This is a genomic window from Patescibacteria group bacterium (genome assembly GCA_004297735.1).
GTDB lineage: Bacteria > Patescibacteriota > Saccharimonadia > UBA4664 > SCTI01 > SCTI01.
Genome location: SCTI01000001.1, coordinates 35,207 through 58,180, shown reverse-complemented (window position 1 = coordinate 58,180; position 22,974 = coordinate 35,207). Strand labels below are relative to the sequence as shown.

Below are 22,974 nucleotides of genomic sequence, written 5' to 3'. Positions count from 1 at the left end.
TATAGTGCTTACGTTTACCCTACACCCACTATTTGTGGTGTCAAGTCTTTTTGGAGGTCGGGCCTTTTAAAATTTACTTTTTAGTAAATGAATCGATAATGGCTTGGCCGGTAACCATGTCGCTACTCTTGAGTGCAGCCTCTGCCTCGGCCTTGGTAGCAGACTTTGCTACAGGTGACACTACCAGCATGTAAGCCCCCGCCTCGCCGCCGCTAACTAACTCGCCCGAAAAGCTGCGGCGCGTCTTAATGACGCCATCACTTGCCTGTATGGCCAGGTAGGCCGTCGGGCTATCGCCAACCTGCGTGTAAACACCTGATACAGAGTATAGGTTGGCATTTTTTAGCTTATGGCTGTTAATAACTTCATATAGGGTGCACAGAGCTAAATCATCACCGGGATAGGAGCCATCATTACAAGCTCCGCCGATACCAACAAGCCCAGAAGTCCAAGTAAGTTTAACCGCTCCTGATGGACTACTTAGAGTAAGTTTTTCGGCAGACGGAACATCACCCTCATTCCCTGGGTCGCCGGCAACTTTCTCCTCAACCTTCCAGTTTTGCGGATATTGAAAGCTGACACCAGGCATTGTTTTTGAGCTATAAGTCGTTAGCTCGACCTTGGGTGCCGCTTTAGCTTTTGGCTGCGACTGGCTGGTTGGATCGGATGATTGAGTTCTGACTTGGTAAGCAAAGTAGCCGGCGGCGCCGATCGCTACAATTAGCAACACTACTAAGACGCCTTCTACGGCCGTAAACCCATTTTGTTTTCTTAGCATTTGGCAACCATGTTTATTATTTCAAATAATCTCACACGGTAAGCATAAGTGCAATGGTGGGCGAGAGAGGACTTGAACCTCCACGAGCTTGCGCTCACTAGAACCTGAATCTAGCGTGTCTACCATTTCACCACTCGCCCTTGGTGGCTACGACTCACCACTATACCCTATTTTGTCGGCTAGAGCTATACCCTAACGGGCTGCGACCGGCTGAACCCGAACCGACCACCGCTCAACTTGGTCAAACCGATCCGACGGGTAGACCAATCGCTTGATGTCGATCCCCCTAACCTCCCGATCAACCGCGTATATGTATGTAGGCGTGTACAGCATAATCGCCGGCGTGTCTTGGACCCAAGCTTGAATAAAGTTGCGGTATTTGGCCGCGCGGGTTGGGCCGTCGCGCACGATCCGGCCGGCCTCCAGGGCCGCATCGGCGGTTTTCGAATTGTAGGTCGACAGGTTGAGGCCCGGGTCAGCCGCCTGCGAGCTGTGCCAAAAAGCATAAACATCGGGGTCGGCACCAAGATTAATGGCGTAGAGTAAAACATCGTAGTTGCGCGGGCGGATATGGCTTTGTTGCAGGGTTTCGGCCGACACCTCCTCTACCTCCAGCTTTACTCCTGCCGCCCGCCACTGCTCTTGCAGCCGATGAGCTACCGCGCCATAGGCGGTTTGTGACTGAGTAACCAGCTTAAGCGTCAAAGGCTGACCGTTTTTGGTTCTTACACCATCGGCACCAACCTTCCAGCCGGCCGCCTCTAAACTGGCTTTGGCCGCCTCAATATTGGTGCGAGAAGGCTGAGCCAAGCCAACCGAGCTCATTTTAGGAGCAATTAAAGGGCTGCTAGCCGTACTGGCGTAGCCGTCAAACTCGTTCTTAACGATCTCTCCCCGGTCGGTAGCCAGCGCTAATGCCGCTCTCACCGCCTTATCTGACGTAATACCGCTTTTAGTTTTAAAGAAGACTCCCACTCTGTCGGGAACACCGGCTTCGTGCAGCTTAAGCGTACCTGTTTCGGCGGCCTCTGACACCTGTCCGGGGCGCAGCTGAGCAATGCCCATAACCTGACGGCGGCGGTAGGCCTGGAGCGCATCATCAGAACTCTCATAGCTACGCAGGACTATGGCTTGGATGTAGGGCTGACCCTTAAAGTAATCACCATTAGCCTGCAGCTCTAGCTCTCCTCGCTCGGCATACAGCTGGCGGACTCGGTACGGACCGGTTCCGATTGGGTGCTGATTAAAATCACTGATTCGCAGCAGCCGCGGTTCGGTCCGCTCCAAGCTATGCCGCGGCAAAATACCAACGGTAGTAGCGTTAACAAAAGGCGTATACGGCTTGGGCAGCTTAAACACCACCGTTTGATCATCGGGCGCCTCGGCGGTAACACCCTTCCAGGTTGGGGCCAGCGGCGAACGCGTATCGGGGTTCTGAATCGCGGTTAGTGTAAACAACACATCTTGCGATGTAAACGGCACCCCATCGTGCCAAGTTACGCCCTGGCGTAAGTGGAAGGTATAGGTTTTGCCGTCCGGGCTAACATCCCAGCGTTCGGCTAAGTCACCCTTAAGCTCCCCCTGCGTGTTAAAAGCGGTCAAGCCGTTAAACACCAAGCGACTGGCATCAGACCCAGCGCTAGTGGTTGGCAGAATCGGATTGATTGTTGTCATATCCCCAAACACCGCCTCGGTATAGCGTCCGCCGGCTAACGGCTTTAACACCGCGCTTTCGGCCACCACGTGACGCGTCTGCCACAACAGACCCACGCCGCAAACCAAAACTATCGCCCACCAAACCACCACAAAGCGGCGAATCATGGCTAGCTGCTGCCAGCGTCCCCACACTCGATATCGCAGGTAGGCCCGACCGGTGGTGATCGACTTTAAGCCGTTGCGCCACCACCTACGAGCCACTCGTTGCCATTTAAACTTGAGATAGGTGAGCATAGCTTGGTTTTAGCGTTTAGCCAAAATACTTAACACTACCGATACCACAAAGATAACCGCTAAAAAGATGGTGCTGTAATAAAACACCTTCTCGGCGCCTCGCTTGGTTTGGTAAAGAGCGGTATCGCCACCACCAAAACCAGCTCCCAGGCTTGAGCCACGCTGTTGCAACAAAATGGTCGCAATCATCAATAGCCCCGAAATAACGCTAATGTAGTTAAACAGCGTTCGCACGCTTGCCTCCTTCAATTAAATCAGTGAACAGATAGTTGACGATCCAGACAATGCCAACAGCCACTAGGGCCTGCCAGAACGAGCTAACCTGGAACGAATCGTAAAATACTGTAACCAGATACAGCATAAAGGCATTTACCACCAAGGTAAAGAGCCCTAATGTCAACACAATGGCCGGTAGCGCCAGTAAAACCACCAAAGGGCGAATAAAAGCATTGATGATCGAAAAAATTAGAGCCGCAATTACCACCACCTGAATCTCCCCCTGGTAGTTCACTCCCGAAAGGATTGAGGCGGCCGCCCACAAACCTAAAAAGTTTATCATCCAGCGCAGCAAGAAGGTTCGAATCATACCTTGGCCTTTACAATTTCCGCTACGGCTTCGGCCACCTGTTCTGGTGTGTGTTTTTGCTTTGGCAGAAACTTCGATACCCTCAAGCCGTCCAGTTCTGGCATGGTCGGAAAATTACTGGCCACCACTACCAAAACATCGTCATATTTAGCGTGTTCCCGCAAATAATGCAAAAAGGTTAAACCGTCCATGTTTGGCATCAACATATCAAGAAGCATGATGTCGGGTGTCGCCTTTTGAACCAGCTCCTTAGCCTCAAGACCATCGGTACCGGTCTCAACCTCCAGACCCAGCTTGTGTAACGCCGAAGCGTAAGCTGTGCGCAGGGCGGTATCATCATCAATTACGTAAACTACAGGTGCGCTCATGGCTTTAATAATATCATAAATGGCGCGATATTGACTCGGCTCGCGATCGACCAACCGCCGCGACCAACTCCTCAAAACTAGCCTGCTTAACCCCAGCCACGCTGCCAAATCGTTTAACTAGTAGTTTTCGAGTTGCCGGCCCCACGCCCGGGATACCATCTAGTAGCGAGCTGGTCTGCCGCTTACCACGCAGCAGGCTATGGTAGGTCACCGCAAACCGGTGCGCTTCGTCGCGAATCCGCTGTAGCAACTGCAACACGTGCGAACTATGCGGCAACACAATCAGCTCGTACTTAACATGCTGCTCCACCCACCTTTCGTCACCGGCCTTATCCGGATCAATCCGAGAACCATCGCCTCGGCGAATAATCTCTTCCTCGCGCTTAGCTAAACCAATTGCCGGAATATCAATTCCCAGCTCATCCATCACACCCAGTGCAGCCCCCAGCTGCCCCTTACCACCGTCAATTAACACCAAATCGGGCTTTGGCCATTTCTCCAGGTTCTTACCGCTAAACCGCCGCCGAATCACCTCGCGCATGTGAGCAAAATCGTCATTACCGGGAACTCGCATCTTGAACCGACGATACTCCTCCTTGTTCGGCACCCCATCTTGAAACACCACCATACTGGCCACGTTGTCGGTGCCCTGAAAATGCGAGATATCATAGGCCTCCATCCGCCGTGGCATCCCTTTAAGGCCCAATCGATCCGACAAGCCAACCAGAGCCTGGTCCAGCGTCAGATCAAAGGTCTCCTTGTCACCAAATATCATCTGCCTACCCAGCGCTTCCAAATTCCGCAGCTGATCTCGCCGCTCCCCGGCCAACTCAAAATCCTTCTTTTTGGCCGCCTGCTGCATCTCCTTTTCAAGATCTTTCATCAACTTGGTTTTCTCACCGCGAAAGTACATCATTAGCCGGCGTAGACTACGCTTATAATCACTCGAGCTAATTGCGTTCTCCTCCGGCCCCGGACACAATCCCAAATGGAACTGCAAGCAACCCCGCTTAGGCATTGGGCTCACTGGGTGAGTCACGTACGGGAACACCTTGCGCAGCTGACGCATCGCCTTGCGGATCGCGTCACCGCCACCAGTGTACGGCCCAAAGTAATCGGCTCCATCATCCAGCGGGCGGCGCACAAAACTAATCACCGGCCACTCATCCTTCATCGGAATCCGGATGTACAAAAAATGCTTATCATCACGCAGGTCGATGTTGTACTGCGGCATGTAGCGCTTAATGAACTCGGACTCCAAAAAGAGCGCCTCAACCTCACTATCAACCGTTATCCAGTCCAAGTTGGCAATCTTGCCTACCAAGATCTCGGTCTTTACGTCACGATCCTTGCGAGTCTGGAAATATGAACTGACTCGGTTCTTTAAAATCGCCGCCTTGCCAATGTAAATAATCTTCCCCGCCTCGTCCTTCATAAAGTAGACGCCGGGCTCCTTGGGAAGTTGTTTTAACTTTTCCTTAACCGCTTCGGTAACTTTCATTGACTATATTCTACCATTTAAGCGTGTTATAACAGATGTGCGTACAACTACGAGCACCGAGGTCAAAATGGCAAGCCGTCAGAGCATGTCGAGTGAAGAGCGGAGCAGCATCATTCTAGAAATGATGGATGGCCGGGATATGACCGCCTCAGAACTGCACGCTGAAGTCCCAGTCCTACACGGCAGCAACCGCGGCTACCCAAACGAAGAAACCGATGTCATCTATGGAGAGACCGGCTTTAAGGTATGGAGCTGGCAAACCACCTATCAAACCCTTGAACTGCTTCGTCACAAAGGGATTCTTGACCGACGTAAGGAGTTTGGTCGTTCAAGCGCCCAAAAGGGCCATGGCGTCTGGGTCTACTTTCTCGTGCCGTCCACACAGCTCCAAGGCGAGATAGCCCAGCTTGATCAGCTAATTGAAAGCCAATACCCACAGAAAGACGATAACAATGACTGAAGCTGTCACTATTTCGGTTGAAGATCTTGAGCTACTGATTCGACGAGCCGAGACTCACCCGGCTCAGTTCCCGGAAGGCGGGGAAGAGGCCCTCAATCGAGCGAAAGACGCAATTCGGGTCGCCAAGGAGCACCCGGAGCAAGAAGTCAGCATTCTGTCGCCACCAGAAGTCACCGAGTTTCATCCGCGCGAGGAGGAGCTGAAAGCCTTCTTTGCCCACCCGGCCTGCCGAGAGGTGATCAAGGACTTCCTTCGGTTTGCCGTACTGAGCACCTTGTCCCCAATTGTTGACACCATGGACTTCAGCCACATCGACATTGTTACGTTCGCCAAGTGGATTGTCGACAACGATGAGTGGTACACCGGCCTACTGACCAACTGGCACATTGAGTGATTACAGGCCCGCTTCGGCGGGCCTTCTACTTGTAAAATATATAACTTAATGGTATTGTTACTAATCTTTTACAGATGCGTCTGATCTCCACGCTCGAGTGAGATAGAAACTGAGATAGCTATGGTGAAAGTGGATCCGAGCGGACAAAAGCCGAATACGCAGGGTCAATACAGGGGCACTATCCTCCTGCTGTTTGGAGTAGCTTGCACAGCGATAGTGATGGCCGTCTTGATCATGCGCGCGCCCTACCTCAGCGATGAGGCGAGCGAACAAGAGCACGCAGCACAGATTCAAGCCGATGAACGCGAAAAGCTGGCCTTCATCGAGCAGTATCACCCACGGTGGTACGACGTCGATCCTCATGAGGATTACGATTACGTGACCTACAAGATCGACGTTCGGCGCGGCAATGCCACCAATACCCTGCTATGCAAGGGAGCCGCCGACCTACATCACGGTCACTGGTTCATCAACGCCGACGACAAATGCACCCGAATCAAGGCTAGGGTTGACGGCAAGAAAGACCCTCTGCCAAACGCAGACCCAGCAGCAACCATCACCACCGCCTAGACCCACCGAGGACTCACTTCGGTGGGTTCTCTGTTTTTAACTATGAAATATTATTTTTCTTCTGCTCAGCCATAACGTAGCGAGCCGCTTCGTGCATAAACTGGGTGTCGCTCAGTGGATTGCTCACAACAGTTGGGTGTTTGGCCTCGGGATCATCAGCTGCTTCAGTACGGATAATATGCGCCGCAACCTCGTAAGCCGCTGTCAGCTCACCACGTAATCGGGCATCGGCTAGCAGACTTACCTGATCGCGATACCCCATCTTGTCCATCGACTCAGAAAGCCCTCCAATAAGGGGACGAAGTGGGCTCTTGGATCCAAACGCCCCTTCTTTATTTACTCGATTATCTGGGCGTAACTTGAGCTGGCTTTTCAACCGAGCTATATCTGAGTTTTCCGTTGTCTCACGCAAAAAGCGGAGATAGGACTGAACTATCTCGGGCAGACCCTCCTCAAGCTCATCTGTTACCGGCCGCTCCTTAGATAGAAGCCACTTATACAGTGGGTTATCCTTTTCGCGCTCATCGGCGAACTGAGACTCAACCTTGGCCAGCAGCTCGGCGTTCGCCTCTGGCTTTAATGTATCGTCACTTGGCTGACGTTGTTCGGGTGTCACTTAAGATCCTCTTTAGATATTTACCGGTGTGAGAGCCGGTTACCTCGGCCACCTTTTCGGGCGTACCGCTTGCAATCATAGTACCACCTCCATCGCCGCCTTCGGGGCCCATATCGATAATCCAATCGGAGCTCTTAATGATGTCGAGGTTGTGTTCAATAACTAGAACGGTGTTACCGCTGTCGACCAGGGCGTTAAGTACCTCGAGAAGCTTATTAACATCCTCAAAGTGCAATCCGGTGGTTGGCTCGTCTAGGATGTAGAGCGTCTTGCCGGTGCTACGCCGCGCCAGCTCGGTGGCCAGCTTAATGCGCTGGGCCTCACCGCCAGACAGCGTGGTGGCCGGTTGACCTAAGCGAATGTAACCCAAGCCAACGCTAAACAGCGTGTCGATCTTGCGCTTAACCGATGGAATGTTTTCAAAGAAGGTCAGCGCCTCCTCCACAGTCATATCAAGCACCTCGCTGATGTTCTTGCCCTTGTAGTGAATATCGAGCGCCTCACGGTTGTAGCGCCGACCCTTACACTCCTCGCAGGTCACGTACACGTCGGGCAGAAAATGCATCTCGATCTTGATGATACCGTCACCTCGACACACCTCACAGCGCCCACCCTTAACGTTAAAGCTGAATCGCCCGGCCTTGTAGCCACGCAGCTTGGCCTCGGGCGTAGCCGCAAACAGGTCTCGAATATCGCCAAACACGCCAGTATAGGTGGCGGGGTTGGAGCGGGGTGTTCGCCCAATTGGTGACTGATCGACGCTAATCACCTTGTCGAGATTTTGAGTGCCCTCAATTTCATCATGCTTACCCGGCACATCACCAGCCCGGTGGAAGGTTTGAGCCAGCTTTTTAGCCAGAATGTCGTTAATTAAGCTGGACTTACCGCTGCCGGACACTCCCGTGACGGTCACGAACTTACTAAGTGGAATATCAATATCAATGTTTTTAAGATTATGCTCACGGGCGCCCTTAATCGTCAGCGACTTACCGCTGCCTTTACGGCGCTTAGCCGGCACCGCAATCTCTTTTTTACCGGCTAAATAAGCTCCGGTTAGACTTTTAGGATCATTAATTACGTCCTCGGGCTTACCGGCGCTGACCACCTCGCCACCGTGCTCACCAGCGCGGGGTCCGATATCAATCAACCAGTCGGCGGTGCGCATGGTGTCTTCGTCATGCTCTACCACGATTACGGTGTTACCCAGGTCACGCAGGCGTACCAGGGTTGAGATCAAGCGATCGTTGTCGCGCTGATGCAGACCGATCGACGGTTCATCCAAAATGTAGAGCACACCCATTAGGCTTGACCCAATTTGGGTCGCTAAACGAATACGCTGAGCCTCGCCTCCGGCCAGGGTGTTAGCGCTCCGGTCCAAGGTGAGGTAGGTCAGACCAACATCTTGCAAAAAGCTTAAACGCGCCCTAATCTCTTTAAGAATTTGGTAAGAAATTTTGGCATCACGCTCATTCATTTCAAGACCATTAAAGAAAGTGGCGGCATCATTAATCGAGCGAGTGGTTACGTCCACAATCGACTCGCCAGCAATGGTGACCGCTAAAATCTCGGGCTTGAGGCGCTTGCCGTGGCAGACCTGGCATTCACGCTCGGCCATGTACTTGCCGATATCGCGCCGCACAAAGTCAGAGTCGGTCTCATGATAACGACGCTCCAAATTAGGGATCACGCCTTCGTAGGTAGTGTTGTAGGTTCGTCCACCCGGACCGCGCATTTTTAGCGGCTGGTCACCGGCACCGTACAAAATAATCTTTAAATCCTCTGGCTTCATCTGACTAACCGGTACGTCTAGCGAAAAACCAAACTCTTTGGCCACGCCTTCAAGCAATCGGGTATACCAGGTTACCCGCGCGGTGGTGCGCGACCATGGGCGAATTGCCCCTTCGGCCAGAGTTAGGCGCCGATTAGGGATCACCAGCTCAGGGTCGACCTCTAGCTTGGTGCCAAGGCCGGTACAATGCGGACAGGCCCCGTGGGGCGAGTTAAACGAAAAGTTTCGTGGTGCCACCTCGGGCAGACTAACCTCGCGATGAACCGGGCAGGCGTAGTGCTCGCTAAAGCTCTGGGTTTTGTCCTCATCGGGCTGATTGATGTTAACGATGCCTTCGGCCAAAGCCAGCGCCTGCTCTACTGAGTCGGTCATCCGCTGGCGTGATTCGTCCTCCACCACCATGCGGTCCACCACCGCCTCGATGGTGTGCTTGCGCTTTTTGTCGAGATCGGGGAAGTCGTCGATGTCGATGACGCGGCCGTCCACACGTAGACGTGAGAAGCCGGCCTTTTTAAGATCTGCAGCCACATTACGATGCTCACCCTTTTTGTCGTCGACCACTGGGGCCAAGACCATAATTCGAGTACCCTCGGGCAGCTTAACGATCTGCTCCACGATCTGGCCACTGGTCTGACGCACCACTTCTTTACCACAAATTGGGCAGTGCGGAACACCAACGCGCGCCCACAGCAGGCGCATGTAATCGTAAATCTCGGTAACCGTACCAACGGTTGAGCGAGGGTTACGGCTGCTCGACTTTTGGTCGATTGAAATTGCCGGGCTGAGGCCGTCGATTTGATCGACGTCGGGCTTTTCCATTAAGCCCAGGAACTGACGAGCGTAAGCGCTGAGGCTTTCGACATACCGACGCTGTCCCTCGGCGTAAATGGTATCGAAGGCGAGCGACGATTTACCGGAGCCAGACAGCCCCGTAATAACTACTAGTTTGTCGCGTGGAATCTCAACATTAATGTCTTTGAGGTTGTGCTCACGTGCGCCCCGTACCACGATCTTGTCTTGCATACTCAAACCAATTGTCCCCGCATAAAATCAAGTTAGGATTATACACAGAAAAAGCGGTTTTGGCTAGAGTGCCGCCCATCCAACTTATTACCACCACATCGCAATTGTAAATTTGCACAAATTATGGCATAATGCCGCGCAGGCAGTTCATCGACAACTTCGACAGATTGGAATGACACCATGTCTCCCTCTGAACAGCTCCACATCTGGATCCCGTTTCTCAGCTGGATCTTCGACCACGGCTTTTGGGGCGCCCTCCTAGGCTCCCTGCTGGTCTCGCACATCTGGACTTTCATCTTGGTCGAGTTCGGCGAAGATCGCCACTTCTCTTGGCGCCTCAAAGACAACTGGCTCGGCTACTTCGGCGAGGTATTCCTAGGGGTCGCCGTAGCCTGTCTAGTCAGCACCTTTGACACCCTAGATGTAAGGGTGAGCGAATGGACCCTGGTTGGGGGACAGATTGTCATTCTGCTATTTGCCTTCAGCGTCGGATGGCAGTTTCGCGAAGGCGAGCGTAACCGACCCGAAAACCGCATGCAGGACGAAGAGGCCTGGATGGCGAGTAAGATCCATCACGATCTTTTCGTCATGCCGTTCTTTGTATTCATGCTGCTAGGTTGTGGCATCGCTAGCCTCGCCTTCGCATCGTGGAATTACGAGGAAATGCTCATGAGGGGGTTCTGTTTCGTTTTTCTCTGCTTTTGGTGGCTCTGCATCTCATACGACAAGATACGAGTCGAAAAGCCCAACCCGTACTGGCGCACGCAGGCGAACACCAAGCAGTACCGCCGGTCTCGCTGGCGATAGTGACCACTGCCTCACTCGGCGCCCTTGATCTCATCAATCTGATCGCGCAAGGCAGCGGCCTTCTCAAACTGCAGATTCTCGGCCGCCAGCTTCATCTGATTCTCAAGCTCACTTAGTAAATGCTTGCGCTCATCCTTGGGTATATCATCAATGTTGAACTTCTTAATGTCGTCGGTTTCCGCCGCCTCCTCGGCCTGCATCCGCTCCGACAGTGCCTTTTGAATACCGGCTGGGGTGATACCGTGTTTGTCGTTATAGGCGGTTTGGATCTTGCGGCGCTCCTGGGTAGTATCAATTGCTACCTTCATCGACCTAGTAATATTGTCAGCATACATAATAACTCGACCTTCAACGTGACGGGCGGCCCGACCAATGGTCTGAATCAACGCCGACTGGCTACGCAAAAAGCCCTCTTTGTCGGCATCGAGAATGGCTACTAAACTTACTTCCGGCAGGTCAAGACCCTCACGCAGCAGGTTAATACCGACCACGACGTCATACACACCTTTACGTAGGTCGTGCAGAATATCGACCCGATCAAGCGTGTGCACCTCTGAATGCAAGTATGTCACCTTAATGTTGAGCTCCTGCAGGTACTCGGTCAGATCCTCGGCCATTCGTTTGGTTAGGGTGGTCACCAACACCCGCTGGCCCTTGGTAATGGTCGCTCGAATTTCGGCAATTAGGTCATCAACCTGGTGTTCAACCGGGCGCACCTCAATCTCTGGGTCCAGCAAGCCGGTCGGTCGAATCACCTGTCGGGCCACTTGGCTGGACCGCTCAACCTCCCAGTCGGCTGGAGTAGCTGAGACGTACACCGCCTGGTTTACGTGGCGCTCAAACTCGTCAAACTTGAGCGGGCGGTTATCGAGCGCGCTCGGCAAACGAAAGCCGTACTCAACCAAGGTTTGCTTACGGGCGCGATCGCCGTTAAACATGCCGCGAACCTGTGGAATGGTCATATGGCTTTCATCCACAAACAGTAAAAAGTCATCCGGGAAGTAATCAAGCAGGGTGGCCGGCTGCTCGCCAGGCTCACGGTTGGTTAGGTAGCGCGAGTAGTTTTCGACACCTGCAACATACCCGGTCTGCTCCAGCATCTCCATGTCGTAACGTGTCCGCTGCTCCAAGCGCTGGGCCTCTAGCAACTGACCGTTAGCCTTTAGTTCAGCCACCCGACCGGCCAGCTCCTCATTAATACGCGCAATCGCGTGCTGCAGCTTTTGCTGCGGGGTTACAAAGTGCTTGCCCGGGAAGATCTTGATTTGCTTGGGCTCGGTCAGCACCTCACCGGTCAACGGATCAACCCGGCGGATCCGCTCCACCTCGTCGCCAAAAAACTCAATCCGGTAAGCCGTCTCATCACTCACCGGGAAGACCTCGACCGTGTCGCCACGCACCCTAAAGGTGCCGCGAGTAAAGGCGGTGTCGTTGCGAGTGTACTGAATATCGGTTAGCAGCCGTAGGAGCTTATCACGCTTGCGCACCTCGCCCACCTTAACGTCGACCGTCATGGCGGTGTAATCCTCAACGTTGCCAAGGCCATAAATACAGCTCACCGAAGCCACGATCAGCACATCCTCGCGCGTCAGCAAGCTCATGGTGGCGGCGTGACGCAAGCGGTCGATCTCCTCGTTGATTGAGCTGTCTTTTTCGATATATGTATCGCTCCGCGGAATGTAGGCCTCCGGCTGATAGTAGTCGTAGTAGCTCACAAAGTACTGCACCGCGTTATTGGGGAAGAACTGACGGAACTCACCGTACAGCTGCGCCGCCAGCGTCTTGTTGTGGCACAGCACCAGGGTCGGCTTTTGCACCTTTTGCACCACATTAGCCATCGTAAAGGTTTTACCGGAGCCGGTTACACCCAGCAAAGTCTGCTCTTTGTCGCCACGATCCAGACCCTTAACCAGAGCCTCAATCGCCTGAGGCTGGTCACCGGTTGGCTTGTACTTGGAGGAGAGTTCAAACTTTGCCATATCCTGGCTATTGTACCACATCTATTGACAAAACGTAAGTATTTTGGTATAGTAGTAATTATCTGATTTGGGAGAGATCTCAGACCAGACGCAGTTCCGTTTCACAAGACTTTACATAGCTACCCCTCAACCGAAAGGCAAGCCATGCCCCTGCTCCTGAGGCAGCTCGGGACCTTCATGTTCGGCACCTGGCGCCGGATTGCAGTGAGCAGCACCATCATCGTGGTGCTTTACCTCACCGGGATCTTCTACGCCATCATGGTGTGGCTCGGCGACATGCTGAGCCACATGGTGGTCAGCGTGATCGCCAACCTGTCCTTGCCACTCGTAGCTGCTGCCCTCTTCGTGGCAGCCTGTGGCGCGGGCTACAAGGCCGTCAAATTCTGGTAGCCGACCCCCTCTCGGGGGCCGAACAAGCAGTAAAGAGAAGAACGGAATCACGCGCTCAGGCGTCGTACCAACGACATTCAACCTGAGCGCTTTCTCTTTGGCATTTATTGACGTTTGTTTAATTTTTACGTATAACTGCGTTAGCGTTTTTCGTCTACTCGTACTCGAAAGAGAGCACCTCTCATGTATAATCGACGCCCTATCTGGGATACCCTGGTTGCCATTGGTTTGCGAACCCGGGATAACTACCCGCTGGCAGCAATTCAGGTCATCGGTAGCGCCATCGGGTTAATCTGCGGTCTTCATGCGCTAGCGGCCTACCCGCCAAGCACATCCAGCATGTTCATTTTTGTGATGGACATGATCTTGTCTGTAGCCATTTTCATCATTCTGCATGCCATTGCCGAAGGCATGGGGGCGCAGAAGGAGAACTGGCGCTGGATTTACCTATGGCTGGCCACTACAGCGATAACCAGCCTGACGCTTACTAGCGATTCAAGCCCGGTAGCGACTGGCTTCCTGCTTGTGGCTTTTGCCGCAATGACGCAGTGGTTTTTCATCGTGCAAGGGTGGATCCCCTCTAGCTACGGCAGAAAGAGGCATCGTGGGTAACCTGACCCTGGAGTTTGCAGTTCACTTCATAGCTTCAACGATCACCGTCAGCGCCGCTGCATTTGTGGCGCTTTACTCCCACTTTGCGGGCTATACGATCACTCAAAATCGGCGCGAAAAGCGGTACCGATCAAGTGATCTGCGTCTGATTTTGGGCCGAAATATCGTCTGGCTAATGGGTATGGCCTGGTATGTTTGTCTGTCTTACCGGGACTCCCTAGGGTGGGACGAGATGGATCAACCACCGTTTTTTGCAGTGGTAATGGCGACGGCCGGTTCGATTGCTTTCTACTTTTTTCTACGGAAGCGGAGGCAGTTGCGAAAAGAGCTAGCTAGCGCCGAGATCAAGCTGAGTTCATAAAAAGCGCCCTGCGGAAGTTTCGCGGGGCGTAGTGCTTTCTTATTCCTTATATTTTTTATCTAAGATTTTAATTAGGTCGTCGACCAGCTTAGCCGGGTCATCGTTAAACAGCACGGTATGCCGATTACGTTTGGCGGCCTTTAACACTTCTTTAATCGAATCACTCACCCCACCCGAGCCAGCAACAATGCCAATCGGAGTCTTTTCCTCAAAAGCCACCGCAAACTCTTGCAGTGTGCCAATCCGCCCACCAATCATAACGACCGCATCGGCCGAGCGGATTAAAAGCAGGTCGCGCCCGGTGTAGTCAAAACCGGTACACAAAATGCTGTCGTAGTTTTTAGTTGGCAGCTGGTAGGACTTAACGTGATCGCGACGACTAGAGGCCGGTGAAAAGCCAATTGAAACTCCGCCCACCTGCTTAGCGCCTCCCGCCGCATAGTCTGGCAGCCCGGTGGTTGAGCCGGTTAGTGTAATGTGGCCACGTTCGGCAATTCGCTTACCGGCCTGCTCGGCAAGATTATGAGCGTACTTAACCGTGGTGCCCTTGGCGGCACCAGATACGCAGATCTGGTAGGGATACTGAGCGTGCGGGGGCAGTTTAGCCATTTAAGTTAGGTCCTCCGGTTCAACGATAGCGTTATCGAGCTTGACTAGCAGCTGTTCGCGCAGCACGTCATCGCCCATATACCGCGCAAAGATCTCATTCCACAGCGACTCCTGGAAGTGATACAGATAGCGATCGACATATGGCACTTCGTTAGCATAGCTTAACGCTACATCCATTAAATTAAAGGTGACTACGCCGTCCGGTTTTTTAACCGCCACATAATCCATATCCTGCCAGATACCCATTTCTGGGTCGATTTGGTACAGAATTTTTTCAGCACTACGCCAATGTAGATCCTCTGGCTGCAAATGTGGCTGAAAAACTTCAGGGTGCTGAGCGCTTTCGCCAATTTTACCGTAGTAGCGCTGAATTACTCGCCAATGAATGTCACCATGATCAATCATCTTAACCGATGGCGTATCAGCAATTAAGGTTTCGACGATGGTTTTACCAAAGTTTTTTTCATTTTTGGCGAGGTACTTAAAATAGGCGCTATATAAACGTACCTCGTTGTAATAGTGCAGGGTTAAGGTGATGACCTTGAGCGTAATCGCCTTCATCTCCGAGTGCGGCGGATGCAGGATTGCCACCACGCCAAGCTCCTTGGAGTGCGTGTTGATATGCTTCTTTTTAACGATGAAGTGCTCCGCTACATTACCCCATTTATCGCCATCAAAACGCACCAACTTAATTGGGCGTTCCTCAAAATCACTTGGCTTTAGGTCTTGATAGACCTCATTAAACCGGTTCAGCCAATCCGGCCCCTCGGTAAAGCGAATGGCGATAAACAGCTCGGCTAAATCCTCTTTTTCAATCATTGCTTCAATGTCGGAGTAGCCCAGTCGCTTCATCAGTTCTTGCGGTGGCTGCTTAGCCAACATCTTGGCGGCCACCTTATACTTCATTGCAAAGCAGCTCCGTGGCATATTAATCTGCTCCAACCGGCGAATTGCCAGCGGAACCATCTCGGCCACATTTTCGTGGTGCGTACCGCCAATTGCTTCGGCTAAGTGTTTGTCTTGATCCTTAATTTTAACGGTTAAGGCCGAGTAAAGATCTTCGCCGCTGCAGTCCGAGTTGAGTCCGAGCAGCTTGGTAAAGTTGGCCGACTTTTCCGCCAGCTCGGCGCTCAACTTGGCGTCAGCGCCCTTTTGGCCGGTCCGCTGCTCCAGCTGCTTAAGTGCGTGGTCAAACAATGGCTCTTTGGCCTGTAAAAACTCCGCTAACCTGGTCATTAAATTGAGACTCGTTTAACCTTCATCGTCTTGAGCCGGTTGGTACGCAGAATACCGGTCTTGGCGCCAATTTGCTGTACCACCCCGGTAGAGTTTGCACTACCCAACGTTAGCGCATCCTCAACCGAATCGCCCCGGGCAATTGCGGCAACAAAGCCAGCACAAAAAGCGTCACCGGCACCGGTGCGATCAACCACCTTAACTCGCTTATACTGACCAGCAAAGTAGATGCTTTGACCGTCAGACACATAACTGCCCGCCGGGCCATCGGTTAGCACAATGTAGGGGCAGTACGGCATGGCATTTAGAACCGTATCAACCGGCCGCTCACCCCCAAACACCAACTGCATCTCTTCTTTATTGGCCATTAAAATTTCGACACCCTGCAAATAACTTCGCAGCTTTTTGGGATTGGCTAGCTCTCCCTTACCTGGATTAAAAGCTACCTTCATCCTCTGCTTATGGGCGTGCTGCAGCAGCTTTTTAAGCAGATCCATGTTGCCCGCCAGCGACGAGATATACATCCAGTCGCCCTCCATAATATGACTGCCGTAAAAATCATCGGCCTTTAAGCGAGCCGAAGCGCCGCGGTAGGCTAATATGGTTCGCTCACCGGTATCGGATAGCATAATGGTCGAATAAGCCGTGCCCAGTCGCTCGTCAACCCGCAAATGAGAGGTATCGACACCTTCGCGCTTAAGTACGCGCAATACCTCTGCCCCGGCTGGGTCCTTGCCAATCTTGCCGGCGTAGCTACTACTAAAACCCTGGCGGGCAAAGGTTACGGCCGCGTTCGTAGCCCCGCCCCCGGTATCAAAAACCACCCTATCAAGCTCCAGCTTGGCACCCAGCGGAAACTGTTCAACCAGCGCATGAGATCGTACGTCGCGCTTACCATGAAGCGCCTTACCCATAATAAACACATCCTGAGAGGCCGCCCCGACCGAAACTATGCGGATATGATTGTGAGTGCTCATGACATTATTATACTGTCTATGCTTAAAAATTACAGGTTTTTTAGTCGCGGCTTATCTTAATCTTAAATTAAAATTAGGCTGTTTGCGCCTGCGACTCAACAGCCGCCTCCTCGGACCGATATGAGATAGCATCAAACAGCAAATCCACCTTGTGACCCAAGCGACGATCCATCTCCTCCAATCTAGCCTCAGTTTTAGACATCCGCGTCTCTAAATTCCCAACCCGAATCTCTAAAAGATCAAATCTTTGGTGCATTGCCTGAAAACTGTTATTGATCGATATGGCAAACTCTTCAAGCGCATGGTCGATAATTTTCTTTACGCTTGCGTCAATATAAGTTTTGTCTTCGGTTGTTAGAGCCATAAGTCCTCCGGCTTAGTTTGTGTTAAGCCCACTGTATCAATAAATTATTAAATAATTCTTAACACCTACTCGCGAAGAATGTTTTTAGCTCTGCTAAGTCAAAGAAGCTTCGTAAACGCTATCAACCGTAGCTTGCAACGTGGCATCAAACTCTTCATCTGTCTGATCCACCGATAAGCCTTCGGCGAGCACGCGGCTGAAGCTGGCAATTACATCGTGGTTGCGAGAAAGACGTTCATTTGCCTCCTTAGCGGCGTAGCCACCCGACAAGGCCACCACCCGGATCACCTTTGGATGAGCGGTAAATTCATGGTAGAGATCATCCTCCTCTGGTAATGTTAGCTTAAACATAACCAACTCATCATCACGTAGGCCATCGAGGCCCTCTTTAAGCTCCGATTTGAGGACCGCTTCGATCACATCCTTGTCGGCGGCATGAATATCGACCTCTGGCTCAATAATCGGCACTAAGCCGGCTGCAATTATCTGCCTGGCCAGCTCAAACTGTTGATCAACCACCCGAGCAATACCGTCAGCGTTGTTTTCTTTGATGACCGATCGCATCTTTGTGCCAAAGATGTGCTTTTGTTTAGCCCGATCAAGCAGCTGTGCCAGCTCCGGCATTGGCTTCATAAGCTGAACCCCGTCTACCTCTTCCGCCAAGCCGTTATCAATCTTTAAGAACGGTACGATCTGCTTACTCTGCCACAGAAAGTCGGCTGTATCGAGACCATCTATTTGCCGCTCCATCGTCGCTTTAAATAAAATGGCTCCCAAAATATGCTCCCCGGTAAAGGCCGGACTCTGAATAATCCGGCTACGCATCTGGTGAACCAGATCAAACATCTCATCTTCATTCGAATAGGCATCTTCTGTAATGCCATAGTTCTCTAAGGCTTTAGGGGTGCTACCGCCGCTCTGATCGAGCGCCGCAATAAAACCCTTACCATGTTGAATTCGCTCTAGCTGTTCATGTTGCATATGGGTTTTCCTTTATTTCTTTAAGTTTAGCATCTGCTAAGTGTTTTTGATGAGTTCGTTTGTAGTTTTCGCGACATGTGGCGCGGTCAGCTCAAAGTGCTCCAGCAGCTCATCTGGGGTGCCAGACTCACCAAAACGATCGCGCATACCAACCCGCCGCATCGCCACTGGATGGTGTTCGCCCAGCATCTCGGCCACGGCCCCGCCTAGGCCACCGTTGATCTGGCCCTCTTCGCAAGTGACAACTTTACCGGTTTTGCGGATTGAGGCCAGCAGGGTAATGGTATCAAGGGGCTTAATTACCGGGCAGTTAATCACCTCGGCCTCAATGCCCTTTTTGGCCAACGCCTCAGCCGCCGCCAACGCCTGATGAACCATAACGCCGCAAGCAACAATTGTAACGTCCTTACCCGGTCGGAACACTTGGGCCTTGTTTAGGGCAAACGGCGTATCAGCCGTAGTCAAAACCGGAGTTTTTTCACGAGCCAAACGCAGGTAAGCGCCACCCTTATGGCCAGCAATTGCCAGGGTAGCCTTCTCGGCCTCAATACTGTCGCAGGGCACCACCACCGTCATGTTTGGCAATACTCGCATTAAGGCGATGTCTTCGAGCATTTGATGGGTGGCGCCGTCTGGACCGGTCATTAAACCGGCATGCGAGCCAACAATTTTAACATTAGCTTCATTTAGGCAAACGGTTGTACGAATTTGCTCCCAGTTGCGACCGGGCGAAAACGCGGCGTAACTAGAAACAAATGGAACCTTACCCATCAACGACATGCCCGAACCAACCGTAACTAGGTTTTGCTCGGCGATGCCAACCTCAACAAAGCGATCCGGAAACTCCTTAGCAAAAGCCCCCATCTTCACCGAATCGGTGAGGTCGGCGCACAGGGCTACAACCTGGCTATTCAGCTGCCCGGCCTTAACCAGGCCGCGCCCAAAACCAGCGCGGATTGGCTCTCGCGTAGCGTCCTTGGTAAGCGCCTTGTCGTCTAAATGCATTTCTTTACTCATGCTCGCCTCGAATCCGGCCGCCAAGCGTCCGTAGCTCATGCAGTGCCACCTTGGCCTGCTGAGCCTTAGGGGGCGCTCCGGCCATATCGGCTAGTCCGGGCGGGTTACCATGCCAATGGTAATCATTTTCCATGTAATCCACGTCCTTGCCAGGAATGGTGTGAGCAATAATTACCACCGGGCGATTTTCAATCGCCTTAGCCATGTTGCAGGCATCTATAATTCCCTGCATGCTGTGACCATCAATCTCAATTACATGCCAACCAAAGCTCTCCCACTTGGCGGCGAGATCCTCTAATGGCATCACCTTTTCGGTTGGGCCATCAATTTGGATGTTGTTACGGTCAACAATCACCGTCAGATTACTGAGCTTGTACTTGGCACCAAACATAATTGCCTCCCAGATATTGCCCTCATCCAGCTCGCCGTCACCGGTTAAGCAGTACACTCTCTGTTGCTTAGCCCCATCCATTTTAAGAGCTAGCGCCATGCCACAAGCGGCACTCAGACCTGAGCCAAGCGGACCACTTGTAGTCTCCAGGCCAGGCAGGCGGACGCGCTCCGGGTGACCTTGCAGGCGCGACCCAAACTTGCGCAAAGTCTTAAGCTCCTTAACCGGAAAGTAACCGGCTCGAGCCATAGTTGCGTAGCGTACCGGTACAATGTGGCCATTAGATAGAATTAAGCGATCGCGCTCCGACCAGTCTGGTTTTTTTGGATCATGATTCATAATGCGAAAGTATAGGGCCGTAAAAATGTCGGCCATCCCAAGTGAACCGGCCGAATGCCCGCTACCAGCTTCGACCAACATCTCAATAATGTCTTGGCGAATCTGATTGGCCTGCTTTTCGAGTTGCGGTACCGTTAGTGATTTCATACCGTCGCCCCTATCTGACCGTTGATTGACTCAAAAGCCGCCTTGGGCTCCTCGGCTTGCTGTAAAAATCCACCGGAATACAACACGTCAACTCCTTCAACCGCAATTAGCGAGGCCACTTTGTCATTTACGCCGCCATCAACACTAATTTCGATGCTCGGCTTAAGGTTTCTTACATCACCGACCCGCCCAAGCTGAGTTAAGTCAAACTCACCACCGTTATGGCCAAGTGAGCCGGTAAATATTAGCACGTGATCGGCCTTAACTATCAGCTCACGAGCCGATTCAACCGAGGTTTGGGGTAGAATGGCCACCCCGGCCTTAACACCCAATTCGCGACAGTGCTCAATACAGGCACCGACATCACCCTGCGATTCGGCATGAAAAATAATTAACTGCGGCTTAAGGCTAAGCGCGCTTTCCAGGATGCTAGTAGGGTCCTCAACCATCAGGTGCAGGTCAAGTTCAGCCTCATCATCCCGATGTACCTGGGCTATACCTAGCGTAGCGTTATCGGTAAACTTACCGTCGCTAACATCAACATGGACTCGTACGCTTAAGCTACGGGCTACATCGTACATCTGTTGGTACTCTTCTGGGCTGGTAGCCAGAATGGTTGGCACCACACTAGCCATACAGCTCCTCGATTTGGTCGATTCGACGCTGATGGCGCTCCTCGCCGCTAAACTTTTGCTCAAAGAATACATCCACCACCGCCAGGGCAGTATCAACGTCCAGCATATCGGCCGGTAACACTAAAACATTGGCGTCGTCATCATTCCGAGCGGCTCTAACCTCGGCCGGACTCCAAGCCAGCGCGGCGCGAATGCCACGTACCCGGTTGGCGGCGATTGCCATGCCCTGGCCGCTACCACACACCAAAACACCGCGCGCCGTACCATCATCCTCGCCCAACAGCTTGCTAGTTACTTCGTAGGAGATGGGCGGATAATCATCATTGTCATCTTTGACCTCGCCACCTACCACCGACACGTCATAACCTTTGTGTACCAAGTGTTCACGAATTTGATTTTTTAGCTCATAGCCTCGATGGTCCGATCCGATGAAGACTTTCATTTGATGGTCTTCCCAACATTAACAACCTGTTCGACCAGCCGATTGGAGTATCCCCACTCGTTGTCGTACCAAGCCACCACCTTAACCAAGTTGCCGCCAACCACGTTGGTGAGTGGCAGGTCGACTATGGCCGAGTAACTGTTACCCAAATAGTCACGCGACACTAGCTCAAGATCAGTAGCGGTTAAAATGCCGGCGAAGCGCTCGCTACTAGCAGCATCCATTAACGCCTGATTAACCTCTTCGATGCTGGTGTTCTTTTTACTGACAAAGGTGATGTCGCTGAGGCTCACTACCGGGGTGGGTACGCGCACGCTCATGCCATCAAACTTACCCTTTAACTGCGGTAAAGCTCTGGCAGCGGCCTTTGATGCACCGGTGGTGGTCGGAATAATGTTTTCGGCGGCGTTACGTGCCTCGCGCATATCCTTAGCTGGAGCATCCTGCAGCCTCTGAGTTGCCGTATAGGAGTGAGTGGTGGTCATCAGCGCCTTTTCGACGCCGAACACATCGTCCAGCACCGCCATAACCGGGGCAATACAGTTGGTGGTACATGAGGCGTTCGAGATGATGGTGTCTTTAGCGGTCAGCTCATCTTCGTTAGCGCCGATCACAATGGTTGGGACATCCTCGTCCTTGGCTGGAGCCGAAATCACCACCCGCTTGGCGCCGGCTTTAAGATGTTTTTCGGCATCCACGCGCTTGGTAAAGCGCCCAGTGCTTTCAATCACCACGTCGACTTTGAGCTTCTTCCAAGGCAGCTTTGCCGGTTCGGTTTCGGCCGTAACCGGTATTTTGTGACCCTCAACAATAAGGTGCTTGTCATCAAAACCAACCTGGTGATGGTACAGGCCGTAGTTTGAGTCATGCTTTAGCAGATGAGCCAAGGTCTTGGTATCACCCAGGTCATTAATTGCTACTACCTCAAGATCAGGGTTACCCCAGGCGATCTTAAAGGCATTTCGGCCAATTCGGCCAAATCCATTGATTGCGAGCTTATATGCCATGTTTTTGTTTTTACCCTTACTTGCCTACATCATATAAGCATAGGCGTCTTGGTGCAAGTTTCTGCGAGCGTGCCTTACTGGCTCACCCGCTCAATCGACTCGGTAACGACCTTTTTAGCCTCAGCGGCGTTACCCCAGCCATTAAAGCTAACTTCGGCGCCCTGCCAATCCTTCTTCCAGTCCTTGTAATGAGTGTAGTAGTGCTCAACCATCTTTTTAAAGTTGTCACCCAGCTGGTCGACCTCGGTAATGTGATCCTTGGTAATATCATCCTTTGGCACACAAATTAACTTCTCGTCGCCCTCGCCACCATCAACCATTCTCAGCACGCCTATCGGCCGCGACGGAACCACCACGCCATGTGGCACCGACTCATCAATTACCAGCAAGGCATCAAGCGGATCGCCATCTTCGCACAGAGTTTCCGGAACATAACCGTAGTCGGTTGGGTAGCCCATCGCCACCGGAGTTACTCGGTCTAGAGTAATGTAACCGGTATCCTTATCCATCTCGTACTTATTACGTTCGCCCTGGCGAATTTCTATTACCACATTAACTACGTCGGGAGCCTTTGAGCCGGCATCAAGTTTAGACATCAACGAGTTTCCTTTTTAAGTTTTAGTCGTATTGCTGCTTAGTATACCA

27 protein-coding genes and 1 tRNA gene are annotated in these 22,974 nt (G+C 52.3%); 7 read left to right on the top strand and 21 right to left on the bottom strand.

Going from position 1 to position 22,974, the window contains the following annotated elements; all coding sequences use genetic code 11:
* Positions 1–73: 73 nt before the first annotated feature.
* The 7 genes from EPO04_00365 to EPO04_00335 all read right to left on the bottom strand — a co-directional run bounded on the left by EPO04_00365 (position 74) and on the right by EPO04_00335 (position 5,183).
* The gene (locus EPO04_00365) at positions 74–778 is read right to left on the bottom strand and encodes a hypothetical protein (protein ID TAK89555.1); all 705 of its coding nucleotides are present in this window, start codon (positions 776–778) and stop codon (positions 74–76) included.
* 54 nt (positions 779–832) lie between these two features.
* Positions 833–918, bottom strand: a tRNA-Leu gene (locus EPO04_00360).
* Between the two features lie 52 nt (positions 919–970).
* Positions 971–2,728 carry a hypothetical protein gene (locus tag EPO04_00355; GenBank protein TAK89554.1) on the bottom strand — a complete coding sequence of 586 codons (1,758 nt, stop codon included), beginning with the start codon at positions 2,726–2,728 and terminating at the stop codon, positions 971–973.
* Between the two features lie 9 nt (positions 2,729–2,737).
* Positions 2,738–2,917 carry a preprotein translocase subunit SecG gene (gene secG, locus EPO04_00350; GenBank protein ID TAK89785.1) on the bottom strand — a complete coding sequence of 60 codons (180 nt, stop codon included), beginning with the start codon at positions 2,915–2,917 and terminating at the stop codon, positions 2,738–2,740.
* A gap of 28 nt (positions 2,918–2,945) precedes the next feature.
* On the bottom strand, positions 2,946–3,314 hold the full coding sequence (locus EPO04_00345) for a phage holin family protein (GenBank protein TAK89553.1): 369 nt from the start codon (positions 3,312–3,314) through the stop codon (positions 2,946–2,948).
* Positions 3,311–3,682 carry a response regulator gene (locus EPO04_00340; protein ID TAK89552.1) on the bottom strand — a complete coding sequence of 124 codons (372 nt, stop codon included), beginning with the start codon at positions 3,680–3,682 and terminating at the stop codon, positions 3,311–3,313. Before EPO04_00340 ends, EPO04_00345 begins: the two co-directional genes overlap by 4 nt.
* Positions 3,683–3,695: 13 nt before the next feature.
* Positions 3,696–5,183 carry an excinuclease ABC subunit UvrC gene (locus tag EPO04_00335; GenBank protein ID TAK89551.1) on the bottom strand — a complete coding sequence of 496 codons (1,488 nt, stop codon included), beginning with the start codon at positions 5,181–5,183 and terminating at the stop codon, positions 3,696–3,698.
* Between the two features lie 67 nt (positions 5,184–5,250).
* Between EPO04_00335 and EPO04_00330 the strand changes: the two genes are divergently transcribed.
* The 3 genes from EPO04_00330 to EPO04_00320 all read left to right on the top strand — a co-directional run bounded on the left by EPO04_00330 (position 5,251) and on the right by EPO04_00320 (position 6,607).
* Positions 5,251–5,643 (top strand): hypothetical protein, encoded by a 393-nt coding sequence (locus tag EPO04_00330; protein TAK89550.1) that lies wholly within the window; start codon positions 5,251–5,253, stop codon positions 5,641–5,643.
* Positions 5,636–6,037, top strand: a complete 402-nt coding sequence (locus EPO04_00325) for a hypothetical protein (GenBank protein TAK89549.1) — start codon at positions 5,636–5,638, stop codon at positions 6,035–6,037. Before EPO04_00330 ends, EPO04_00325 begins: the two co-directional genes overlap by 8 nt.
* Before the next feature lie 219 nt (positions 6,038–6,256).
* Complete coding sequence (locus tag EPO04_00320) at positions 6,257–6,607, top strand: hypothetical protein (protein TAK89548.1); 351 nt, start codon at positions 6,257–6,259, stop codon at positions 6,605–6,607.
* 40 nt (positions 6,608–6,647) lie between these two features.
* Here the strand turns inward: EPO04_00320 and EPO04_00315 are convergent, their stop codons facing one another.
* Both EPO04_00315 and uvrA read right to left on the bottom strand, forming a co-directional pair.
* The gene (locus EPO04_00315) at positions 6,648–7,223 is read right to left on the bottom strand and encodes a hypothetical protein (GenBank protein ID TAK89547.1); all 576 of its coding nucleotides are present in this window, start codon (positions 7,221–7,223) and stop codon (positions 6,648–6,650) included.
* Positions 7,195–10,035, bottom strand: coding sequence for an excinuclease ABC subunit UvrA (gene uvrA, locus EPO04_00310; protein ID TAK89546.1), 2,841 nt, complete (start codon positions 10,033–10,035; stop codon positions 7,195–7,197). Before uvrA ends, EPO04_00315 begins: the two co-directional genes overlap by 29 nt.
* A gap of 180 nt (positions 10,036–10,215) precedes the next feature.
* Here uvrA and EPO04_00305 point away from each other — a divergent pair, with 180 nt between their 5' ends.
* Complete coding sequence (locus tag EPO04_00305) at positions 10,216–10,842, top strand: hypothetical protein (protein TAK89545.1); 627 nt, start codon at positions 10,216–10,218, stop codon at positions 10,840–10,842.
* 11 nt (positions 10,843–10,853) lie between these two features.
* On the opposite strand, the gene uvrB is transcribed toward EPO04_00305, so the two are convergent.
* Entirely contained in the window at positions 10,854–12,821 is a 1,968-nt protein-coding gene (gene uvrB, locus EPO04_00300; protein ID TAK89544.1) for an excinuclease ABC subunit UvrB, read from the bottom strand.
* Between the two features lie 144 nt (positions 12,822–12,965).
* Here uvrB and EPO04_00295 point away from each other — a divergent pair, with 144 nt between their 5' ends.
* The 3 genes from EPO04_00295 (at position 12,966) to EPO04_00285 (ending at position 14,184) form a co-directional block, all read left to right on the top strand.
* A complete protein-coding gene (locus EPO04_00295) occupies positions 12,966–13,211 on the top strand; it encodes a hypothetical protein (protein ID TAK89543.1) in 246 nt (81 codons plus the stop codon).
* A gap of 183 nt (positions 13,212–13,394) precedes the next feature.
* A complete protein-coding gene (locus EPO04_00290) occupies positions 13,395–13,823 on the top strand; it encodes a hypothetical protein (GenBank protein ID TAK89542.1) in 429 nt (142 codons plus the stop codon).
* Positions 13,816–14,184 carry a hypothetical protein gene (locus EPO04_00285; protein ID TAK89541.1) on the top strand — a complete coding sequence of 123 codons (369 nt, stop codon included), beginning with the start codon at positions 13,816–13,818 and terminating at the stop codon, positions 14,182–14,184. Before EPO04_00290 ends, EPO04_00285 begins: the two co-directional genes overlap by 8 nt.
* A 39-nt stretch (positions 14,185–14,223) precedes the next feature.
* On the opposite strand, the gene EPO04_00280 is transcribed toward EPO04_00285, so the two are convergent.
* The 11 genes from EPO04_00280 to EPO04_00230 all read right to left on the bottom strand — a co-directional run bounded on the left by EPO04_00280 (position 14,224) and on the right by EPO04_00230 (position 22,925).
* Complete coding sequence (locus tag EPO04_00280) at positions 14,224–14,793, bottom strand: hypothetical protein (protein ID TAK89540.1); 570 nt, start codon at positions 14,791–14,793, stop codon at positions 14,224–14,226.
* Complete coding sequence (locus EPO04_00275) at positions 14,794–16,029, bottom strand: hypothetical protein (GenBank protein TAK89539.1); 1,236 nt, start codon at positions 16,027–16,029, stop codon at positions 14,794–14,796.
* Positions 16,029–17,006 (bottom strand): carbohydrate kinase family protein, encoded by a 978-nt coding sequence (locus EPO04_00270; protein ID TAK89538.1) that lies wholly within the window; start codon positions 17,004–17,006, stop codon positions 16,029–16,031. The genes EPO04_00275 and EPO04_00270 overlap by 1 nt, the downstream gene beginning before the upstream one ends.
* Before the next feature lie 73 nt (positions 17,007–17,079).
* Entirely contained in the window at positions 17,080–17,370 is a 291-nt protein-coding gene (locus EPO04_00265; GenBank protein ID TAK89537.1) for a hypothetical protein, read from the bottom strand.
* A gap of 93 nt (positions 17,371–17,463) precedes the next feature.
* Entirely contained in the window at positions 17,464–18,351 is an 888-nt protein-coding gene (locus EPO04_00260; protein ID TAK89536.1) for a fructose bisphosphate aldolase, read from the bottom strand.
* 36 nt (positions 18,352–18,387) lie between these two features.
* Positions 18,388–19,368 (bottom strand): transketolase family protein, encoded by a 981-nt coding sequence (locus EPO04_00255; protein ID TAK89784.1) that lies wholly within the window; start codon positions 19,366–19,368, stop codon positions 18,388–18,390.
* Positions 19,361–20,245, bottom strand: coding sequence for a transketolase (locus EPO04_00250; protein TAK89535.1), 885 nt, complete (start codon positions 20,243–20,245; stop codon positions 19,361–19,363). The genes EPO04_00255 and EPO04_00250 overlap by 8 nt, the downstream gene beginning before the upstream one ends.
* The gene (locus tag EPO04_00245) at positions 20,242–20,952 is read right to left on the bottom strand and encodes a hypothetical protein (protein ID TAK89534.1); all 711 of its coding nucleotides are present in this window, start codon (positions 20,950–20,952) and stop codon (positions 20,242–20,244) included. Before EPO04_00245 ends, EPO04_00250 begins: the two co-directional genes overlap by 4 nt.
* A complete protein-coding gene (locus EPO04_00240) occupies positions 20,873–21,322 on the bottom strand; it encodes an RpiB/LacA/LacB family sugar-phosphate isomerase (protein ID TAK89533.1) in 450 nt (149 codons plus the stop codon). The genes EPO04_00245 and EPO04_00240 overlap by 80 nt, the downstream gene beginning before the upstream one ends.
* Positions 21,319–22,329, bottom strand: coding sequence for a type I glyceraldehyde-3-phosphate dehydrogenase (gene gap, locus EPO04_00235; GenBank protein TAK89532.1), 1,011 nt, complete (start codon positions 22,327–22,329; stop codon positions 21,319–21,321). Before gap ends, EPO04_00240 begins: the two co-directional genes overlap by 4 nt.
* A 74-nt stretch (positions 22,330–22,403) precedes the next feature.
* Complete coding sequence (locus EPO04_00230) at positions 22,404–22,925, bottom strand: inorganic diphosphatase (protein ID TAK89531.1); 522 nt, start codon at positions 22,923–22,925, stop codon at positions 22,404–22,406.
* Between the last annotated feature and the right edge of the window lie 49 nt (positions 22,926–22,974).

What these genes read in the sequence shown, in the direction of transcription:
- EPO04_00365 (TAK89555.1), bottom strand. Translation starts at nt 778, where the DNA reads ATGCTAAGAAAACAAAATGGGTTTACGGCCGTAGAAGGCGTCTTAGTA.
- EPO04_00355 (TAK89554.1), bottom strand. Translation starts at nt 2,728, where the DNA reads ATGCTCACCTATCTCAAGTTTAAATGGCAACGAGTGGCTCGTAGGTGG.
- secG (TAK89785.1), bottom strand. Translation starts at nt 2,917, where the DNA reads ATGATTGCGACCATTTTGTTGCAACAGCGTGGCTCAAGCCTGGGAGCT.
- EPO04_00345 (TAK89553.1), bottom strand. Translation starts at nt 3,314, where the DNA reads ATGATTCGAACCTTCTTGCTGCGCTGGATGATAAACTTTTTAGGTTTG.
- EPO04_00340 (TAK89552.1), bottom strand. Translation starts at nt 3,682, where the DNA reads ATGAGCGCACCTGTAGTTTACGTAATTGATGATGATACCGCCCTGCGC.
- EPO04_00335 (TAK89551.1), bottom strand. Translation starts at nt 5,183, where the DNA reads ATGAAAGTTACCGAAGCGGTTAAGGAAAAGTTAAAACAACTTCCCAAG.
- EPO04_00330 (TAK89550.1), top strand. Translation starts at nt 5,251, where the DNA reads ATGGCAAGCCGTCAGAGCATGTCGAGTGAAGAGCGGAGCAGCATCATT.
- EPO04_00325 (TAK89549.1), top strand. Translation starts at nt 5,636, where the DNA reads ATGACTGAAGCTGTCACTATTTCGGTTGAAGATCTTGAGCTACTGATT.
- EPO04_00320 (TAK89548.1), top strand. Translation starts at nt 6,257, where the DNA reads ATGGCCGTCTTGATCATGCGCGCGCCCTACCTCAGCGATGAGGCGAGC.
- uvrA (TAK89546.1), bottom strand. Translation starts at nt 10,035, where the DNA reads ATGCAAGACAAGATCGTGGTACGGGGCGCACGTGAGCACAACCTCAAA.
- EPO04_00305 (TAK89545.1), top strand. Translation starts at nt 10,216, where the DNA reads ATGTCTCCCTCTGAACAGCTCCACATCTGGATCCCGTTTCTCAGCTGG.
- uvrB (TAK89544.1), bottom strand. Translation starts at nt 12,821, where the DNA reads ATGGCAAAGTTTGAACTCTCCTCCAAGTACAAGCCAACCGGTGACCAG.
- EPO04_00295 (TAK89543.1), top strand. Translation starts at nt 12,966, where the DNA reads ATGCCCCTGCTCCTGAGGCAGCTCGGGACCTTCATGTTCGGCACCTGG.
- EPO04_00290 (TAK89542.1), top strand. Translation starts at nt 13,395, where the DNA reads ATGTATAATCGACGCCCTATCTGGGATACCCTGGTTGCCATTGGTTTG.
- EPO04_00280 (TAK89540.1), bottom strand. Translation starts at nt 14,793, where the DNA reads ATGGCTAAACTGCCCCCGCACGCTCAGTATCCCTACCAGATCTGCGTA.
- EPO04_00275 (TAK89539.1), bottom strand. Translation starts at nt 16,029, where the DNA reads ATGACCAGGTTAGCGGAGTTTTTACAGGCCAAAGAGCCATTGTTTGAC.
- EPO04_00270 (TAK89538.1), bottom strand. Translation starts at nt 17,006, where the DNA reads ATGAGCACTCACAATCATATCCGCATAGTTTCGGTCGGGGCGGCCTCT.
- EPO04_00265 (TAK89537.1), bottom strand. Translation starts at nt 17,370, where the DNA reads ATGGCTCTAACAACCGAAGACAAAACTTATATTGACGCAAGCGTAAAG.
- EPO04_00260 (TAK89536.1), bottom strand. Translation starts at nt 18,351, where the DNA reads ATGCAACATGAACAGCTAGAGCGAATTCAACATGGTAAGGGTTTTATT.
- EPO04_00255 (TAK89784.1), bottom strand. Translation starts at nt 19,368, where the DNA reads ATGAGTAAAGAAATGCATTTAGACGACAAGGCGCTTACCAAGGACGCT.
- EPO04_00250 (TAK89535.1), bottom strand. Translation starts at nt 20,245, where the DNA reads ATGAAATCACTAACGGTACCGCAACTCGAAAAGCAGGCCAATCAGATT.
- EPO04_00245 (TAK89534.1), bottom strand. Translation starts at nt 20,952, where the DNA reads ATGTATTCTTTGAGCAAAAGTTTAGCGGCGAGGAGCGCCATCAGCGTC.
- EPO04_00240 (TAK89533.1), bottom strand. Translation starts at nt 21,322, where the DNA reads ATGAAAGTCTTCATCGGATCGGACCATCGAGGCTATGAGCTAAAAAAT.
- gap (TAK89532.1), bottom strand. Translation starts at nt 22,329, where the DNA reads ATGGCATATAAGCTCGCAATCAATGGATTTGGCCGAATTGGCCGAAAT.
- EPO04_00230 (TAK89531.1), bottom strand. Translation starts at nt 22,925, where the DNA reads ATGTCTAAACTTGATGCCGGCTCAAAGGCTCCCGACGTAGTTAATGTG.